Raw genomic sequence first — 16,069 nt, 5'->3', positions numbered from 1 at the left:
TGGTCAGGCAGCCGGTTTTGCGCGGATCTTGTTTGATTCCCTGCGCGCGGCCGGCTCGCCAGCCACAAACTGCTCCACCATCGCGAGAGCAGCGGTCGTCGCATACCCCTTGGGCATGACGTCGCGCGCGGCGCTGGTCATCTGGAATGCGCCTTCGATGAAGGTGACCAGCGTGAGTGCGAACTGCGCCGCATGCTGGGTCGCACGGCCGGCCGCCATCAGCACCGCGCACACCAGCTCGTGCACCAGCTGGATCTCCGATTCCATGACATGCTGGTACAGGCGGCGCACCTCCGGCTGGCGGACCGCTTCCGTGCCGATCATCACCCAGGCTGCCGCCGCTTCCGGATTGGCGCCGCTGTTCAGGTCCAGGCGGGCGTTGATGTAGGCCGTCAGGCGCTCGGCGGGCGTGCGCGTGTCCTCGGCCATCGAAAGGAAGCGCTGCCGCGCGGCGTCTCCCAGCGAGCGCACCAGATGCAGCAGGATCTCTTCCTTGCACTTGAAGTGATAGTGGATCAGTCCAGGCGAGAGCCCCGCGTTGCGGGCGATGGACTGGATGGTCGCCTTGTCGTACCCATGTTCCGCGATACTGGCGAGAAGTCCAGCCGTGATCTGTTCCCGGCGCTGTTCCGAGTTGGATTGGCGCGGCATGTGGAAGTGTTTTTATTGGTTGACCAACCAAATATACTTGAAAACTCTCATGTTTAACGCTAATGTGACGTTAAATAAGTTGTCTTGACAACAAAGTCCCACCCAAGAGGAGGTCAGTATGTCGAAACTGAAGCTCACGTCCCGCAATGCGCGTTCCGCGCTGGCCTGCGCCGCTTTTGCCGCAGTCAGCGTTCCGATGGCCGCCGAAGGATCGGCGTCCTGGCTGTGGGTGGTCTGCGGGCTGCTGATGGCCGCGGCCCTGGTGGTGGAGCGCCGTCCGGACGACTATGTCGATGAACTGGAGATTTCGGATACCGCGCTGACCCGCCGCTTCGGCTACCAGCACGGCGAGCGCCAGCAGGAGTCGGTGGCGTGGAGCGACATCGAGCGCATCGTCATCCGCACCGCCGATGGGTTGTCGAGCGCGGACTTCTACTACATGCTGTTCGGGAAGGACCAGAACGGCGTGATCGTCACCGAGGACGTCGCCCGCCGCCAGCGCCTGCTGCCGGAGCTGGAGCGCCGCTTCCCCAACTTCGACCACCACAAATTCCTGCAAGCCGCGGGCAGCCGCTACACCAGCGCCTTCACGGTCTGGGAGCGCAGCGCCGCCTGATCGGACGGGCGCTCACGCCATGAGCCGTAAAGCCTTGCAGGTGACGACGGCCGTTCTCGGCCTCGTCCCGCTCCTGACGGGCGCTGTCGGGATGATGGGACTGAGCGATCCGCTGTACGCGCCGCTCGGGCTGCCGAATGCGCCTGTCCTCGACAGCAACATGCGCTTCTTCAGCGGCGTGTGGATGGGGCTCGGCATCGCCATCTTATGGATGGTCCCGCGCATCGAAGTCTCCACCGTGCTGTTTCGCACCGCCTGGGGCATGATCTTCATCGGCGGGATCGGCCGCGTACTCTCCATGCTCGGCTCCGGCCTACCGCCCATTCCCTTCCTTGCCTTCACCGCCCTCGAACTTCTCGGCGCGCCGCTGTTCATCTGGTGGCAGGCGCGCGTCGCTCGTACCGCTTCCGCTTACTGACTCTTGGCAGCAGATTGATTTCCGGTCGTGGAATGGGACGGCTTCCCGCTTGCGGCTTTTTCTTCCGAGGTCAAGTCCTTGCTGTGCGACCGCCGCACCCAATACCCGTCTGATTCCAAGAGCGATCCGACGAGGTTCTCAGAAGCGTCCATGTGGTGTATCGGTTCCATTCACATCAGGATCACGTCGTACTGCTCCTGATGATAGGTGGACTCCACCTGCAGCGAAATCTTCTTGCCGATGAAGTCCCCGAGCATCGCGAGGTGCTGGGATTCTTCTTCCAGGAACAGATCGACCACTTCCTGCGAGGCGAGGATGCGGAATTCGCGCGGGTTGAACTGCTTGGCCTCGCGCAGCAGCTCGCGCAGGATCTCGTAGCAGATGGTGCGCGAGGTTTTGACCTGGCCTTTGCCGCTGCACGCGGGGCAGGGCTCGCACAGGATATGCGCCAGCGATTCGCGCGTGCGCTTGCGCGTCATCTCCACCAGCCCCAGCGCCGAGAACCCGCTCACCGACACCTTGGTCCGGTCCTTGGCCAGCGCCTTCTTGAGCTCCGCCAGTACGGCATTGCGGTGCTCCAGGTTCTCCATGTCGATGAAGTCGAGAATGATGATCCCGCCCAGGTTCCGCAGCCGCAGCTGGCGCGCGATCGCGTGCGCTGCCTCCAGGTTGGTCTTGAAGATGGTGTCCGCAAAATTGCGCCCGCCCACAAAGCCGCCGGTGTTGACGTCGATGGTGGTCATGGCCTCGGTCTGGTCCACGATCAGGTAGCCGCCGGACTTGAGGTCCACGCGCCGCCCCAGAGCGCGCAGGATCTCTTCCTCCACGCCATACAGGTCGAACAGCGGCCGCTCGCCGGTGTAGTGCTGCAGCCGCGCCAGCACGCTGGGCGTGTAGACCTGGCCGAACTCCTGCAGCTTCAGGTAATTCTCGCGCGAGTCCACCTGGATGCTCGCAGTCTCGTCATGCACGAAGTCGCGCAGCACGCGCTGGGCGAGGTTCAGGTCCTGGTACAAAAGACTGGTCGGCGGCCTGGTGCGCGCGCCTTCGCGGATCGCGCTCCAGGTCTTGCGCAGGTATTCCACGTCCGCGGCGAGGTCCTCGTCGGACGCATCTTCCGCCATGGTGCGTACGATGTAGCCGCCTTTTTCCTCCGGCGGCAACAGCCCTTGCAGGCGCGCGCGCAGGTGCTCGCGCTCGGACTCCTTCTCGATCTTTTGCGAGATGCCGATATGGCTGTCCTGCGGCAGGTAGACCAGCATCCGCCCCGCGATCGAAATCTGGGTGGACAAGCGGGCCCCCTTGGTGCCGATCGGGTCCTTGATCACCTGGACAGTCAGCACCTGGCCGTCGAACAGGATTTTCTCGATGGGCGTCGGCGGGGCGGTCGAGCCGTCGTGCGGGCGCGCTTCCCAGATGTCCGCCACGTGCAGGAAGGCCGCGCGTTCCAGGCCGATGTCAATGAAGGCCGACTGCATCCCCGGCAGCACGCGCACCACCTTCCCCGAATAGACGTTCCCCGCCAGCCCGCGCGTGAGCGTGCGCTCGATGTGCAGCTCCTGCACGGCGCCCTGCAGGATGAGGGCCACGCGCGTCTCCTGCGGCGTGATGTTGATGAGGATATCTTCGTTCATCGTGCCCCCTTCACAGCAGGGGCAGGCCAGTGCGCCGCAGCAGCTGCGCGGTCTCGAACAGGGGGAGGCCCATGATGCCGGAATGGCTGCCGTCGATATGTTCAATGAACAGCGCGGCCAGACCCTGGATGCCGTAGGCCCCGGCCTTGTCGTAAGGTTCGGGGGTGCTGCAATAGGCCTTGATGGCGCTGGCCGAGAGGCGGGAAAACCGCACGTCCGACACTTGCGTGATCTGCTCGGCGATGTCGGTGTAGTGCACCGCCACGGAGGTCAGCACCTGGTGGGTGCGGCCGGACAGGCGGGCCAGCATCTCCTCGGCTTCGTCCTGGTTGGCGGGCTTGCCGAGGATGTTCCCGTCGATGGTGACGGTGGTGTCGGCCGTCAGCACGGGCCGCAGCAGCAGGCGGCGCTGCTGCACGATGTTCCAGGCGAAGGCCGCCTTCTCGTTGGCCACGCGCGCCACGTAGTCCAGCGGCGGCTCGCCCGCATGCACGTCTTCCGGCACGTCCGCCCCGCGCGGGCCATCACTGCGCAGCATCAGCAGCTCGAACTCCACGCCGACCTGGCGCAGCAGCTCGCGGCGGCGGGGACTCTTGGACGCGAGATAGATCTTCTTGTCGAGCGGGCGGAAACTCATGGCGGGCGGTCAGACGCGGTGGTAAGGATGGTTTTGGGTGATGGACCAGGCTCGGTACAGCTGCTCCGCGAGCATAACACGCACCACGCCATGCGGGAGCGTCATGCTGGAGATGCGGATGAGGGAATCGGCACGCGCCTTGAGCTCGGGATCGAGGCCATCCGCCCCACCGATCAGGAAGGCGACGTCGCGCCCGTCCTGCTGCCAGCCTTCCAGCTGCTGGGCGAGGCCGACGGAAGTCAGATCCTTGCCACGCTCATCGAGGGCCACGATGCGCACGCCCTTGGGCAGCGCGGCCTCGATCCGCTCGCGCTCCAGTGCCATCGCGGTGGCCGCGGTCTTGCTGCCGGAGCGCTCGACCGGCTTGATCTCCTTGAGCACGATGCGCAGCTCGGGCGGCATGCGCTTGGCGTACTCCTGGAAGCCGGTCTCGATCCACGCCGGCATCTTGTGGCCGACCGCGGCGATGATGAGCTGCATGGAAGGTGCTTACTCTTCCGTCTTCTTGATGCGCTTGATGACCTTCTTGGCCGGCACCGCGGCGGCTTCCGCCACCTTGGCTTCCTTGGCCTTCTTGGCCGATGCGGCAGCGGCCTTCGGTACCGCGACCTTCACGGTCTTGCCGGTCGGGGCGGCGGACTTTGAGGCTGCAGTCTTGCGGGCGGCCGGTTTTTTCGCCGCCGGTGCCGCGTCAGCGGAAGCTGCGGTCTTGCGCGCGCGCGGCTTCTTCTCGACCACCGGCTCGGCTTCCGCCTCGTTCTTGTTGGCCGAGAGGTGCTTGGACTTGGAGCGCGGAGCCGCGGCTTCCGCGCCTTCCGTGGTCGACTTGCGCTTGGCCGCGCCCAGCTTGACCGGCTTCTCGCCCCAGATTTCTTCCAGGCGGTAGTACTGGCGGATGGCCGGCTGCATGATGTGGACGATCATGTCGCCCAGGTCCACCAGCACCCACTCGCCGGTGTCTTCGCCCTCGACGCCGACCACGTCACCGCCGTTTTCCTTGACCTTGTCGCGCACCGATGCGGCCAGCGCGCGGGTCTGGCGGTTGGAGGTACCGGCGACCACGCAGATGCGGTCGAACAGGGACGTCAGGTGCGTGGTGTCGAACAGCTGAATGTCCTGGCCCTTCACGTCTTCCAGCGCGTCCACGACGACCGCTTGCAGTTTCTTGATATCCATTCGTTTCTACTTATATAGGTTGTGTTGTTGAATATAGTCTAGCACTCCGCCCGGAACGGGGGCTTTTGCGTCGCCGTCGCGTGCCAAGGCAGCCCGGATCTGCGTGGCCGAGATGTCGACCGCCAGCTCGGGCGCCAGCAGTACGCGCCCGGCCGCGGAGTCACGCAGCTGGTCAGCCGTCGCCAGCCGCGGGGTGATTTCCGCCTGCACCGCATCCGGCAGCGCGGTCAGCGAGTAGCCCGGCCGCGCCGCCACGCCGAAGTGGGTGAGGGCGAACAGCTCGCGCCAGTCGCGCCAGGTGTCCAGGTGCTGCAGCTGGTCGGCGCCCATCAGGAACACCAGCGGCACCTCCGGCCCCAGCTCCGCGCGCACCTTGCCCAGCGTCTCGATGGTGTAGGTGGCGCTGGTGCGCTCGATCTCCTGCCGGTCGATGGTCACCGGCAGGCCCGCCTCGGCAAAGGCGATGCGTATCATGTCGACCCGCTGTTCGGCCGAGGCCTTGAGGCCATTCGTTTTCTGCCACGGGTTCCCGGCCGGGAGCACGCGCAGTTCGGTGGGGTGCAGGAGTGAGTCGAAGAGCGCGGCCAAAGCCACATGGCCATTGTGAACCGGGTCGAAACTCCCGCCGAGCAGCGCTACCAACGCTGTGGCGCGCGCGGTCACGTCGCCAGCCAGTCTTTGTGGACCAGGAAGTCGGTGTACAGCCGCTCTTCCGCGCTCCCCGGTTCCGGGTGCCAGTCGTAGCGCCACTTCACCAGCGGCGGCATCGACATCAGGATCGCTTCGGTGCGTCCGCCCGACTGCAGGCCAAACAGGGTGCCGCGGTCGAACACCAGGTTGAATTCGACATAGCGCCCGCGCCGGTACAGCTGAAAGTCGCGTTCGCGCTCGCCGTAGGGCTGGTCCTTGCGCCGCTCCAGGATCGGCAGGTAAGCGGGCAGGAAGCTGTTGCCCACGCTCTGCGTCATGGTAAAGGCGTGCTCGAAGCCCTGGGCGTTGAAGTCATCGAAGAAGATGCCGCCCGCTCCGCGCGGTTCCTTGCGGTGCTTGAGGTAGAAGTATTCGTCGCACCAGGCCTTGAAGCGCGGGTGCAGCTCGGCGCCGAACGGTGCCAGCGCATCGTGGCAGCTGCGGTGGAAGTGGACCACGTCCTCCGTCTCGCCGTAGTAGGGCGTCAGGTCCATGCCGCCGCCGAACCACCACACCGGGTCCTTGCCTTCGGCCGTCGCGGTGAAGAAGCGCACGTTCATGTGCACCGTGGGCGCGTACGGATTGCGCGGGTGGAGTACCAGGGACACGCCCATCGCTTCCCACGCGCGGCCCGCCAGTTCGGGGCGCGCCGCCATCGCGGACGGGGGCAGGCTCTTGCCCGTCACGTGCGAGAAGTTCACGCCCCCGCGTTCGAAGACATGGCCTTCCTCGACCAGGCGCGAGATGCCGCCGCCGCCCTCGGGCCGCGTCCACTCTTCACGCAGGAATGCCTTGCCGTCCACCTGCTCCAGAGCAGAGACGATGCGCTGCTGCAGGTCGAGCAGCCAGGTCTTGACGTCTTGTGGGCGGGTGGTCATGCGTTCAGCGATCGCTTCAATGCTTCAGGCCACGCCAGCCGATGTCGCGGCGGTACTGTGCGCCCGCGAACGAAATCTTCTCGACCGCCTCGTAAGCCTGCTTCTGCGCCATCTTGATTGAGTCGCCCAGGCCCACCACGCACAGCACGCGGCCGCCCGAGGTCAGCAGCTGGCCATCGCGCTCGATGGTCCCCGCGTGGAAGGTCACGCACTCCGGCGTCTCGGCCGGGATGCCGTCGATGACGTCGCCCTTGCGCGGCGTCTCCGGGTAGCCTTCAGCAGCCATCACCACACCGACGGCGGTGCGGCGGTCCCAATCCATCTCCGCCGCGTCGAGCGTGCCGTTGACGGCGTGCTCCATGATGGTCACGAGGTCGCTCTTCAGGCGCGCCATGATCGGCTGGGTCTCGGGGTCGCCCATGCGGCAGTTGAATTCCAGCGTCTTCGGGTTGCCCTTATCGTCGATCATCAGGCCCGCGTACAGGAAGCCGGTGAACGGAATCCCGTCCTTGGCCATGCCCTGGATGGTCGGATTGATGATCTCGCGCATGACGCGCGCGTGCATCGCCGGAGTCACGATCGGCGCGGGCGAGTAGGCGCCCATGCCGCCCGTGTTCGGGCCCTGGTCCGCGTCCTGCAGGCGCTTGTGGTCCTGCGAGGTGGCCAGCGGCAGCACGTTCTTCCCGTCGCACATGACGATGAAGCTCGCTTCCTCGCCCGCCAGGAATTCCTCGATCACGATGCGCGCGCCGGCGTCGCCGAAGCGGTTATCGGAGAGCATGTGGTCGATGGCCTGGTGCGCTTCGTCCACCGACATCGCCACCACCACGCCTTTGCCGGCCGCCAGGCCGTCGGCCTTGATGACGATCGGCGCGCCGTGCATGTTGACGTAGGCGTGCGCGTGGTGCGCATCGCTGAAGGTCTGGTACTGCGCGGTCGGAATGCCGTGGCGCTGCATGAAGGCCTTGGCGAAGTCCTTGGACGATTCCAGCTGCGCGGCCTCGCGCGTGGGGCCGAAGATCTTCAGGCCGCGCGCGCGGAAGATGTTGACGATGCCCGCGGCCAGCGGCACTTCCGGGCCGACCACGGTGAGGGCGACGCCATCCTGCTGCACGAAGTCGGCCAGCGCGGTGGGGTCGGTGATGTCGATGTTCTGCAGCCGGTTGTCGCGCGCGGTCCCGCCGTTACCGGGGGCCACGTACACCAGCTGCACGCGTTCGGACTGGGCCAGTTTCCAGGCCAGGGCGTGTTCGCGGCCGCCGGAGCCGACTACCAGGATCTTCATTCTTCGATAACCGCGTTGGTATAGACTTCCTGCACGTCGTCGAGGTTTTCGATCGCGTCGAGCAGCTTCTGCATCTTCTGCGCGTCCTCGCCGGTGAAGGTGGTTTCGGTGGCGGGCTTCATGATGATCTCGGCCACTTCGGCCTTGAACCCGGCTTTTTCCAGCGAGTCCTTCACCTGCGCGAATTCGTGCGGGCCGCACAGCACTTCAAAGCCGCCTTCCTCGTCCGCGATCACGTCCTCGGCGCCGGCGTCCAGCGCGGCTTCGGTCAGCTTGTCCTCGTCCGTCCCCGGCGGGAACAGGAACTGGCCGCAGTGCTTGAACATGAAGGCCACCGAGCCCTCGGTGCCCATGTTGCCGCCGTATTTGCTGAAGGCGTGGCGCACTTCGGCCACGGTGCGCACGCGGTTGTCCGTCATGCAGTCGACGATGATGGCGGCGCCGCCGATGCCGTAGCCTTCGTAGCGGACCTCTTCGTAGTTCGCGCCTTCCAGGCCGCCGGAGCCGCGCTGGATCGCGCGGTTGACGTTATCCTTCGGCATATTGGCGTCGGCCGCCTTGTCCACGGCGAGGCGCAGGCGCGGGTTCGAATTCATGTCGCCCCCGCCCATGCGCGCGGCCACGGTGATTTCCTTGATCAGGCGAGTCCAGATCTTGCCGCGCTTGGCGTCGGTGGCGGCTTTCTTATGCTTGATGTTGGCCCATTTGCTGTGTCCAGCCATGTCGCAGGTTCCTTGAACGGGGAATTTGGAGTGGGCGACATTCTAGCATATGGCCCTCGTGGCTTCGGCGGCCAAACGGTGCGGCAGACCGCTCTCCGGGCGGCGGCGGCCATGCGGATTCCCTTCCGTGATTATTGGTGAGTTTGTTGACGGTTTTGCGCTTTATATTGGCGGAGCGGTGAACAACAATAACTGAGGGAGTTTCATGAAAGCGATCCTGGTAGCGTTGATGGTCCCGTTGTGCGTCGGAGGCTGCGGGAATTTGAGCAATTCGATTCAAACCCGCGTGGAAGTCGCGGAGAAGTGCCGGCAGGCGCTGCAGACACCGACCCCGGAGAGTTCGGCGATTCATCCCGACCTCCTGACCCTCAAATTGGGCGATGTCGGACGCTGTTCGGTGCAATTGGGGGAGGGCGAACAATTGCTGTCCATGTGTTCGTTCGAATCCATCTATGCCAAATATGGGTGGCCCAAGACCAAGTTCACCGCCGTGCAAGCGGCCAGGGATAAGGTGCGCGACAGCCTGACCGCATTGCGGGCGAAGCTGAAGATTTTCAGCGGGCAGATTGAGAACGCAAACAATGAGATGAAGCTGGCCGAGATTGAGCTCAGGAAGAGCGCAGCTCCCGATGGCGCCCGCTTGACGCCTGAGCAGCGGTTCATGGCTTTGTCCTCGTTGGCGAGGACCATGCACGAAAACGTCGATCAGGTGAAAACTGAATTGGCAGCGCTGCGTGAAGCCATCATCGAATTCCGCAGTGCTTTGACCGCGGCGTACCAGGAGATGGGAGAGCAGGGGGCCATCGAGCTCACCGCGTGGGGCAGCAATCTGGAAGCCCAGGTCTCGCAAATCGAACAGCTTCTTATGGGGGATTATCGAATCGTGCTGGCGGACACTCTGCGCGACCGTGTCATTCATCATGTCGCGAAGCGCAGCCTGGAGCTGTTGCACAATTCGCTCAAGCCGGCGCAGGCAGTGATCAATCGCCTCGACGACAAATATTATGGGGCGGCCAGCATCAGTTTCCTGGCGTTCGAGCCGCAATTGCAGGATGCCGTCAATCGCTCGTTCGCGCAGGTTCGGACAGTGTATGAGAAGCGCATCGCCACCGCGGGGCTATCGTCCAATCCCGCCGTGAACCTGCCGGCCTACCTGACCGAATTGCGCCGGGCCGCATGTGAAAACCTTTCGAATGATGGAGACCTTCCGATGCTGTCGGAACTGGTCGATACCATGCTGATTCTGAACATTGAGAAGGACGGACAATTCCAGCCGGCCAGGAGCGAACCCGCCAAAGCCGAACCTGGCCTGCTCGAGGGCTGGACGAAACGATTCCGCTCTGCCAGTACAGTGGCCCCGCAATCCCAGGCCACTGCGGAAAGCCTGGATGGCTATTGGGTCAATGCGTCGCAGTCCGGAAGCGAAACGCGGCAGACCACACCTCTGAACGTGTACACGGCGAACCAGTGGGCGTCCCGTCAACAGCTCCTGGTCGATGCGTTGACGGCCCAGCGCCAGGCCCTGCGTGACGAGGCCCGCAAGGCCGCGCCGGTGCCGATCAGCGTTGACGAGCGAAAGGTTCGCCAACTGGCTGATATCGCGACCGCGAAATCAGTGGATGATGCGGTCCGCGAGAGCCCGGCGCTGTTAGCAGCAATGCCTGGCGATGCGGTGCTGACATCGAGCCTGGTGAACAATGTGAACGTCTCAAGTGCGGCCAATGCGGTGGCCCAGGCGTCGGCCACGCTCAATGCCCAGCTGAGCATGCAGAACGTGAACACGTTCAGCCCAACCAATACGATTGCCCCTGTATTCAATGTCAACACCGCGCCCGCACCGCAACCGGACAGCGCTTCGCTGTGCTCCGAAAGCGGCATGGCGCAGCCGGGGGTGACCTGTTTGAAGGATGGTGCGACCTACGTGATCAGTTTCGCTCCGCCGGCCAGCTATGGGGACGACTCCTGTACCGACAAAGCCATGGAGGACACGTTCACTGGTATCGGCAAAACGGTGGCGGGATATGGGTCCCGCAACGGCGTGGGATTCCTGGCCCAGGTCAGCGGCTATGCGTCCCAGCCCGTCGCGCGGTTGAGGAACTGCGCGGCAAAGCCTTCCGCAGCTGCCTTTTGTTCCTATCGCAACCGCGCCTGGCAGCAGGTGCCGGTCGCCGGCTGCCGCGAGGGCGAGCGTGATCTCAATCGGCTGCTGTCGGCCGGACGCGCCCAGCATGCGGCGTCCACTCTGGAACGCGCCGCGGGAAGTGCGGCCCTGGTCAAGGAACTGGTGGCCTCCGGCGCCGGGCGGCCCTCCTTGTTCCCCCAATATGAGGATGCGCGCGAACGAACGGTCGTGCTCCGTCTGCGACCAGTGGTGACGCTCATGTAGCGAGAGCTCGGGCGGGCCTGGTAAGGGGCCGCTGTGGCGTTTCAGCCCATGGGGTATGCGCCGACCTTGCGCCGGACGGGCTGGCGCAGCAGCGTCATGCCCGCGATTCCGGCCGCGATGAACCCGACGGCGATGAACTCGGCCTGGGTGAAATGCAGGCCCCAGGCGCTGAATTTCACGTTCACGCGGATCTGTTCGATCAGCAGGCGCTCCGCGCCCGCCAGCAGCAGGTAGACGGCGAACAGCCAGCCGGTGCGGAAGGGGTGCTTGCGGATCGCCCACAGGAGGGCGAAGCAGGCCAGCGCCATCAGGGTTTCGTAGACGGGCGTCGGATACACGCCCGGTGCCGCGATGACTGCGCCGTAAATATTGTGCTCATAGGTCTGGGCCCACAGCCAGGTGGGCAGCCAGGCCGGTTTCAGCGCCATGTTGGCCACCGTGCCCCAGTCGCCATCGCCCGAGACCTGGCAGCCGAGGCGCCCGATGGCGTAACCGAGCATCATTGCCGGGGCGATCGCGTCGAGGAAGGGACGCAGCGGGATTCTCCAGCGCCGCAGCAGGATGGCGCCGGCGGCGGCGCCCAGGATCAGGCCCCCGAACACGCTCAGGCCCGAGCGGCTGAAGATCATGCCCGCCGGATCCGCGAAGAACGAAGGAAGGTTTTCGAGGATGTGAAAGAGGCGGGCACCGATCACGCCTGCGACGAGGACCACGATGGTGAAGTCGCTGACCAGGGTGTCCGGCGCCACCTCCGTCATGACGCCCCGCACCCGGCGCTGCGCGGCACCGATGCGGCCTTCACGGTGCATGCGCCGCAGTTCGCGCGCCAGACACGCGCCCGCGGCCAGCATCGCGCAGGCGACGAAAAGGCCAAACATCGCAAAGGGCAGCGGCAGCATGTAGCCGGTGAGGTAGAAAATCAGGTCGCTCAGGTAGGGGAATGACATCGGCACGGTCCGTTCGAGGCACAGCCCCGAAAGAGCCGCACCGTTCTACATGCCCGCCATGGTAACCGGTGAGGCGGCGCAGCGCCGGTCCGCCTTCTCGGCGCGGTCCAGCCGCCCGGAGAGGGTGGTGAGGGCCAGGGCGCCGAGGACGACCAGGGCGCCGATCCAGGGCGTGGCCATCAGGCCCAGATGGGCCACCACCAGACCGCCGCCGCTGGCGCCGATCGCGATGCCGACATTGAAGGCGGCGATGTTCAGGCCCGAGGCCACGTCCACCGCCTGCGGCGCATCCTGTTCGGCGCGGCGCACCACGTAGACCTGCAGTCCCGGCACGCTGCCGAACGCGAAGCCGCCCCACAGCAGCACCGTGGCCACGGCCAGCCAGCGGTGCGGCGCGGTGAAGGTCAGGACCAGCAGCACCAGCGCCAGCGCGGCGAACACCCACTGCAGCGCGCGCACCGGGCCCACGCGGTCCGCCAGCTTGCCGCCCGCGATATTTCCGATGGCGACCGAGACGCCGTACACCAGCATCACCAGCCCGACGCTGGCGGCCGGGAAGCCGCTGACTTCCTGCAGGATGGGCGCAAGGAAGGTGAAGGCGGTGAACGAACCGCCGTAGCCGAGCGCCGTCATGGCGTACACCAGCAGCAGGCGCGGTTGGCGCAGTACGGCGAGCTGGGTGCGCAGCGGGGCCGGCGCGCTGCCGCGGATGTTGGCGGGGATCAAGCGCCAGCTGCCCGCCACCGCGATGGCACCCAGCAGGGCCACGGCCAGGAACGTGGCCTGCCAGCCGAAGGTCTGGCCGATGAAGGTGCCCAGCGGGACGCCGGTCACCAGTGCCACCGTCAGGCCCGAGAACATCAGGGCGATCGCGCTGGCCGCCTTCTCCTTCGGCACCAGGCTGGTGGCGATGGTGGAACCGATCGAAAAGAACACGCCGTGCGTGAGGCCGGTGAGGACGCGCGCGGCCATCAGCGCGCCGTAGCCCGGCGCCATCCAGGCCAGCAGGTTCCCGGCCGTGAAAAGGGCCATGAGGCCGAGCAGCAGCGCCTTGCGCGGCAGGCGGCCGGTGAGGGCGGTCAGCACCGGCGCGCCGACCGCCACGCCGAGCGCGTACATGGTGACCAGCAGCCCGGCCGAGGGCACCGAGACATGCAGGCTGCTGGCGATGGTCGGCACCAGGCCGACGATGACGAATTCCGTGGTGCCGATGGCGAAGGCGCTGAGCGCCAGTGCCCACAGTGCGAGGGGCATACGCATGGAGAAGCTCCTGGTTGTTGTGCGAGTCCCGCAGTCTGGAGCGTGCGCGTGCAAAGATTAAGCCGTCTCCCTACAATTGATCTTTGCCTGGGAGTCAAGAATGCTGAATGTGGAAGCGCTGTCCGTGTTCGTCGCCGTCGCCGATGGCGGCTCGTTTTCGGCCGCCGCCGAGCGGTTGGGGCAGACCACGTCCGGCGTGAGCCGCACCATCACGCGGCTGGAGACGCAGCTCGGCGTGGCCCTGCTGACGCGCACCACGCGGCGGCTGGACCTGACGGCGGAAGGCGAGTGGCTGCTGGAACGGGCGCGGCGTACGCTGGCGGACCTGCAGGACACCGAGGAGCAGATGGCGACGCTGCTGTCCCAGCCTGCCGGGCCGCTGCGCATCAACGCCTCCACGCCTGCACTCACGCACATGATCGCGCCATTGCTGCCCGCGTTCCTGGAGGCTTATCCGCTGGTGCGGCCGGAGCTCACCGCCGCCGAATCGGTAGTGGACCTGATCGAGGAGCGGGCCGACGTGGCGGTGCGCATTGGCCCCCTGGCCGATTCCACGCTCAATGCACGGCGGCTCGGTACCAGCCAGGCGCGCATTCTCGCGTCGCCGGACTACCTGGCGCAGCTTGGCACGCCGCGCAGCACAGCGGATCTGACGGACGGCGCCCACCGCCTGCTCGGCTTTTCGCAGCCGGAGTCGCTGAACCTCTGGCCGCTGCGCCACGAGGGCGGCGAAGGCCTGAAGGTCACGCCGCACGTGACCTCGTCCAGCGGCCAGGCGCTGCTGCACCTGGCGCTGGCCGGGGCGGGGATCGTGCGGCTGGCGGACTTCCTCACGCGCACGGAGGTGCGAGCCGGGCGCCTGGTCGAAGTCCTGCCCGCCGCGCGCCTGCCATGGGGTGAACCGGTGTGGGCGGTGTTCTACAAGCAGGGCGCGCTGCCGCCGCGCGTGGCCGTCTTCGTGCGCTTTTATGCCGAGCAGCTGCAGCGAAGCGGGGTGCTCGATCCGTGACGGCGGGCGCCCCAGCGGACGGCCCACATGGCCAGGCCGGCCAAATACAAAGCCGCGGACGGCGGCTCCGGCACCTCGGGAATCGGGCCGTCGGCGGCGACCCGGGTGGCTTCCGCCAGCGCCTGCTGGTCGATGTGCAACGTGTAGACATGGCTCGGATCCAGCAACGGGGTGACCGCCTGGTAGCGGACGGTCAGCGGGTCCACCGTGGCCAGCGTATCCGGCCAGTCCAGCGCCAGGCTCTGGTTCAGCGCCTCCGGCGCCAGCCGGAACACCTCCTGGCCGGTGGTGGCATCGTCCACCCAGAGCTGGAACACGAGGGTGACGCGGGCCCGGCTGCCGGGGCCGCTGTCCTCGGGCGTGATGGCCAGGACCGCCACCGGGCGGCCGGCAAAATCGAACGCGACCTGGCCCGCCTGTGCCAGCTGGAACGGCAGCGTGAGCAGGCTGGTGGAACTTGCGGATCCGGACAGCTCCCGGTTCAGCACCGATACCGTGGCCACCGTGGCCTGGTCGGCGTGGTCGATCGGGGACGTCAGGTTGCGTGCGTCATGGCTGGCGAGGGCATAGTCCCCATGGAAGCCAAACGAGCAGTCGGCCGGTAGACACAGCCGGGCATGCTGGAGCGGACCCTGCGCGATCGTGCTCGATTCGTTGCCGCTGGGCCCCCAGATCGTGTACAGGCGCCCGACCACGTCCCCGCGTGGCGCCGTGGCGGGCACGAAATCGTCCAGCGCGAACGGCGTTCCGTCGGGGTGGGTGAGCTGGAAGGTGGAGATCTCAATGCTGGCGTTGGCGCCCACGCCCGCCCACGCCGGGCAGCAGCAGGTCCAGGCCAGCCCCACCATGGCCGCAGTCCAGAATCTCGCCCGGCGTGGTCGCTGCCCTCGCCGGGACTGCCCGGGTCTCCAGAGAAGGCGCACGGCCAGCAGCGGCAGCCCGGCCGCCAGCATCGCCCAGGCAGCCGGTTCCGGAATCGACGAGACCTCGGTCAGGGCGGCCTGGTCCAGGCGCAGGTAATACAGGTGATCGGCCTGCAGGGCCGGTGTGCTGCCCGAAAACGCGAGTGTGCCCGGAGCATAGTCCAGGGCACCGTTCGCCGTCAGGACCAGATTCCGGTTCAGTTCCGGCGGCGCCAGCGACAACAGGTTGCCCGCGACCTCGCCGTCCCAGATCTCGAAAGTGAAGCGGACCCGCGCGCTGGCCAGGCTGGTGTAGCCCTCCGGTGCGCCCAGCACGGCGCTGAGGTAGGGCGTGGCCTCGACCGAGAACGCCAGCGGGCCGTCGAAGGCGGGGCGGAAGAAGATTTCCACGTAGCCGCTGGAGTGCCCGGTGCTGGGCTGGATCGCGTGGCTGACGCTGGAGTTAGCGCGCACATCCTCGGAGGCATCCGGACGCAGCAGGGTTTGCATGCCGAAGCTGTTGCGCTCCGCATAGCCCAGGTCGCCCGTGTCGAGGCGTTGCGGGCCGCGCGGCGGGAAGCCGACCGGGAACAGCGGACAGGACGGGCCGCTGCAGATGGCATGCTCGGTGTACGCCTCCAGGTTGTTGGAGCCGCCGGTCAGGTTGTACTGCCCCTCGGCCAAGGTCTGCAGGCCACCTGCCGAGTAGGTGTTGAGCAGGGTGAAGTCGGCCGGAGTCAGCAGCGAGCCGTCGGCGCGGGTCAGCAGCGGGGCGTGCACCTGCAGGATGGCGGTGGCGCTGCCATCCGCCCAGGCCGGGCCGGCCACCAGGGCCGCCAGCGCTGCGCCGGCCTGCAC

Annotated in this window: 16 protein-coding genes; 4 read left to right on the top strand and 12 right to left on the bottom strand. The window is 66.4% G+C overall.

Annotation, left to right across the window (positions count from 1 at the left end; all coding sequences use genetic code 11):
- Nucleotides 1-3: 3 nt before the first annotated feature.
- Complete coding sequence (locus E4L96_RS00235) at nt 4-651, bottom strand: TetR family transcriptional regulator (protein WP_135205233.1); 648 nt, start codon at nt 649-651, stop codon at nt 4-6.
- A 118-nt stretch (nt 652-769) separates the two neighbouring features.
- Between E4L96_RS00235 and E4L96_RS00230 the strand changes: the two genes are divergently transcribed.
- The gene (locus E4L96_RS00230) at nt 770-1,267 is read left to right on the top strand and encodes a hypothetical protein (protein WP_135205232.1); all 498 of its coding nucleotides are present in this window, start codon (nt 770-772) and stop codon (nt 1,265-1,267) included.
- A 19-nt stretch (nt 1,268-1,286) separates the two neighbouring features.
- Nucleotides 1,287-1,685, top strand: a complete 399-nt coding sequence (locus tag E4L96_RS00225) for a DUF4345 domain-containing protein (RefSeq protein ID WP_135205231.1) — start codon at nt 1,287-1,289, stop codon at nt 1,683-1,685.
- Nucleotides 1,686-1,855: 170 nt separating this feature from the next.
- Here E4L96_RS00225 and rng read toward each other — a convergent pair whose 3' ends face one another.
- From rng to E4L96_RS00185, 8 genes are read right to left on the bottom strand one after another with little or no spacing between them, the layout of a single operon-like run.
- Nucleotides 1,856-3,319 (bottom strand): ribonuclease G, encoded by a 1,464-nt coding sequence (gene rng, locus E4L96_RS00220; protein ID WP_135205230.1) that lies wholly within the window; start codon nt 3,317-3,319, stop codon nt 1,856-1,858.
- A gap of 10 nt (nt 3,320-3,329) precedes the next feature.
- The gene (locus tag E4L96_RS00215) at nt 3,330-3,956 is read right to left on the bottom strand and encodes a Maf family protein (RefSeq protein WP_135205229.1); all 627 of its coding nucleotides are present in this window, start codon (nt 3,954-3,956) and stop codon (nt 3,330-3,332) included.
- Between the two features lie 9 nt (nt 3,957-3,965).
- On the bottom strand, nt 3,966-4,436 hold the full coding sequence (rlmH, locus tag E4L96_RS00210) for a 23S rRNA (pseudouridine(1915)-N(3))-methyltransferase RlmH (RefSeq protein WP_135205228.1): 471 nt from the start codon (nt 4,434-4,436) through the stop codon (nt 3,966-3,968).
- A 9-nt stretch (nt 4,437-4,445) separates the two neighbouring features.
- Nucleotides 4,446-5,132, bottom strand: coding sequence for a ribosome silencing factor (gene rsfS, locus E4L96_RS00205; protein ID WP_135205227.1), 687 nt, complete (start codon nt 5,130-5,132; stop codon nt 4,446-4,448).
- Nucleotides 5,133-5,138: 6 nt separating this feature from the next.
- Nucleotides 5,139-5,795, bottom strand: a complete 657-nt coding sequence (locus E4L96_RS00200) for a nicotinate-nucleotide adenylyltransferase (protein ID WP_135205226.1) — start codon at nt 5,793-5,795, stop codon at nt 5,139-5,141.
- A complete protein-coding gene (hemF, locus tag E4L96_RS00195) occupies nt 5,792-6,700 on the bottom strand; it encodes an oxygen-dependent coproporphyrinogen oxidase (protein ID WP_135205225.1) in 909 nt (302 codons plus the stop codon). Before hemF ends, E4L96_RS00200 begins: the two co-directional genes overlap by 4 nt.
- Before the next feature lie 16 nt (nt 6,701-6,716).
- Nucleotides 6,717-7,985 (bottom strand): phosphoribosylamine--glycine ligase, encoded by a 1,269-nt coding sequence (purD, locus tag E4L96_RS00190; protein WP_135205224.1) that lies wholly within the window; start codon nt 7,983-7,985, stop codon nt 6,717-6,719.
- On the bottom strand, nt 7,982-8,707 hold the full coding sequence (locus E4L96_RS00185) for a YebC/PmpR family DNA-binding transcriptional regulator (RefSeq protein WP_135205223.1): 726 nt from the start codon (nt 8,705-8,707) through the stop codon (nt 7,982-7,984). The genes purD and E4L96_RS00185 overlap by 4 nt, the downstream gene beginning before the upstream one ends.
- 205 nt (nt 8,708-8,912) lie before the next feature.
- On the opposite strand from E4L96_RS00185, the gene E4L96_RS00180 reads away from it, so the two are divergent.
- A complete protein-coding gene (locus E4L96_RS00180) occupies nt 8,913-11,093 on the top strand; it encodes a hypothetical protein (protein ID WP_135205222.1) in 2,181 nt (726 codons plus the stop codon).
- A 41-nt stretch (nt 11,094-11,134) separates the two neighbouring features.
- Here the strand turns inward: E4L96_RS00180 and E4L96_RS00175 are convergent, their stop codons facing one another.
- Nucleotides 11,135-12,040 (bottom strand): prolipoprotein diacylglyceryl transferase, encoded by a 906-nt coding sequence (locus E4L96_RS00175; protein ID WP_135205221.1) that lies wholly within the window; start codon nt 12,038-12,040, stop codon nt 11,135-11,137.
- A gap of 45 nt (nt 12,041-12,085) precedes the next feature.
- The gene (locus tag E4L96_RS00170) at nt 12,086-13,294 is read right to left on the bottom strand and encodes an MFS transporter (RefSeq protein WP_135205280.1); all 1,209 of its coding nucleotides are present in this window, start codon (nt 13,292-13,294) and stop codon (nt 12,086-12,088) included.
- A gap of 106 nt (nt 13,295-13,400) precedes the next feature.
- Between E4L96_RS00170 and E4L96_RS00165 the strand changes: the two genes are divergently transcribed.
- Complete coding sequence (locus E4L96_RS00165; protein ID WP_135205220.1) at nt 13,401-14,309, top strand: LysR family transcriptional regulator; 909 nt, start codon at nt 13,401-13,403, stop codon at nt 14,307-14,309.
- On the opposite strand, the gene E4L96_RS23430 is transcribed toward E4L96_RS00165, so the two are convergent.
- Nucleotides 14,267-16,069, bottom strand: a 1,803-nt coding sequence (locus E4L96_RS23430; RefSeq protein WP_167758551.1) for an EDSAP-1 family PEP-CTERM protein, incomplete at its 5' end; no start/stop codon positions are given. The genes E4L96_RS00165 and E4L96_RS23430 overlap by 43 nt on opposite strands.

This window comes from Zemynaea arenosa (assembly GCF_004614185.1).
GTDB classification, from domain to species: Bacteria; Pseudomonadota; Gammaproteobacteria; order Burkholderiales; family Burkholderiaceae_D; genus Telluria; species Telluria arenosa.
The sequence above is the reverse complement of the archived record's forward strand: the minus strand, read 5'-3'. Positions and strand labels throughout refer to the sequence as shown.

Excerpts from the sequence above, each read along its gene's own strand:
- E4L96_RS00235 (WP_135205233.1), bottom strand. The coding sequence starts at position 651 with ATGCCGCGCCAATCCAACTCGGAACAGCGCCGGGAACAGATCACGGCT.
- E4L96_RS00230 (WP_135205232.1), top strand. The coding sequence starts at position 770 with ATGTCGAAACTGAAGCTCACGTCCCGCAATGCGCGTTCCGCGCTGGCC.
- E4L96_RS00225 (WP_135205231.1), top strand. The coding sequence starts at position 1,287 with ATGAGCCGTAAAGCCTTGCAGGTGACGACGGCCGTTCTCGGCCTCGTC.
- rng (WP_135205230.1), bottom strand. The coding sequence starts at position 3,319 with ATGAACGAAGATATCCTCATCAACATCACGCCGCAGGAGACGCGCGTG.
- E4L96_RS00215 (WP_135205229.1), bottom strand. The coding sequence starts at position 3,956 with ATGAGTTTCCGCCCGCTCGACAAGAAGATCTATCTCGCGTCCAAGAGT.
- rlmH (WP_135205228.1), bottom strand. The coding sequence starts at position 4,436 with ATGCAGCTCATCATCGCCGCGGTCGGCCACAAGATGCCGGCGTGGATC.
- rsfS (WP_135205227.1), bottom strand. The coding sequence starts at position 5,132 with ATGGATATCAAGAAACTGCAAGCGGTCGTCGTGGACGCGCTGGAAGAC.
- hemF (WP_135205225.1), bottom strand. The coding sequence starts at position 6,700 with ATGACCACCCGCCCACAAGACGTCAAGACCTGGCTGCTCGACCTGCAG.
- purD (WP_135205224.1), bottom strand. The coding sequence starts at position 7,985 with ATGAAGATCCTGGTAGTCGGCTCCGGCGGCCGCGAACACGCCCTGGCC.
- E4L96_RS00185 (WP_135205223.1), bottom strand. The coding sequence starts at position 8,707 with ATGGCTGGACACAGCAAATGGGCCAACATCAAGCATAAGAAAGCCGCC.
- E4L96_RS00180 (WP_135205222.1), top strand. The coding sequence starts at position 8,913 with ATGAAAGCGATCCTGGTAGCGTTGATGGTCCCGTTGTGCGTCGGAGGC.
- E4L96_RS00175 (WP_135205221.1), bottom strand. The coding sequence starts at position 12,040 with ATGTCATTCCCCTACCTGAGCGACCTGATTTTCTACCTCACCGGCTAC.
- E4L96_RS00170 (WP_135205280.1), bottom strand. The coding sequence starts at position 13,294 with ATGCCCCTCGCACTGTGGGCACTGGCGCTCAGCGCCTTCGCCATCGGC.
- E4L96_RS00165 (WP_135205220.1), top strand. The coding sequence starts at position 13,401 with ATGCTGAATGTGGAAGCGCTGTCCGTGTTCGTCGCCGTCGCCGATGGC.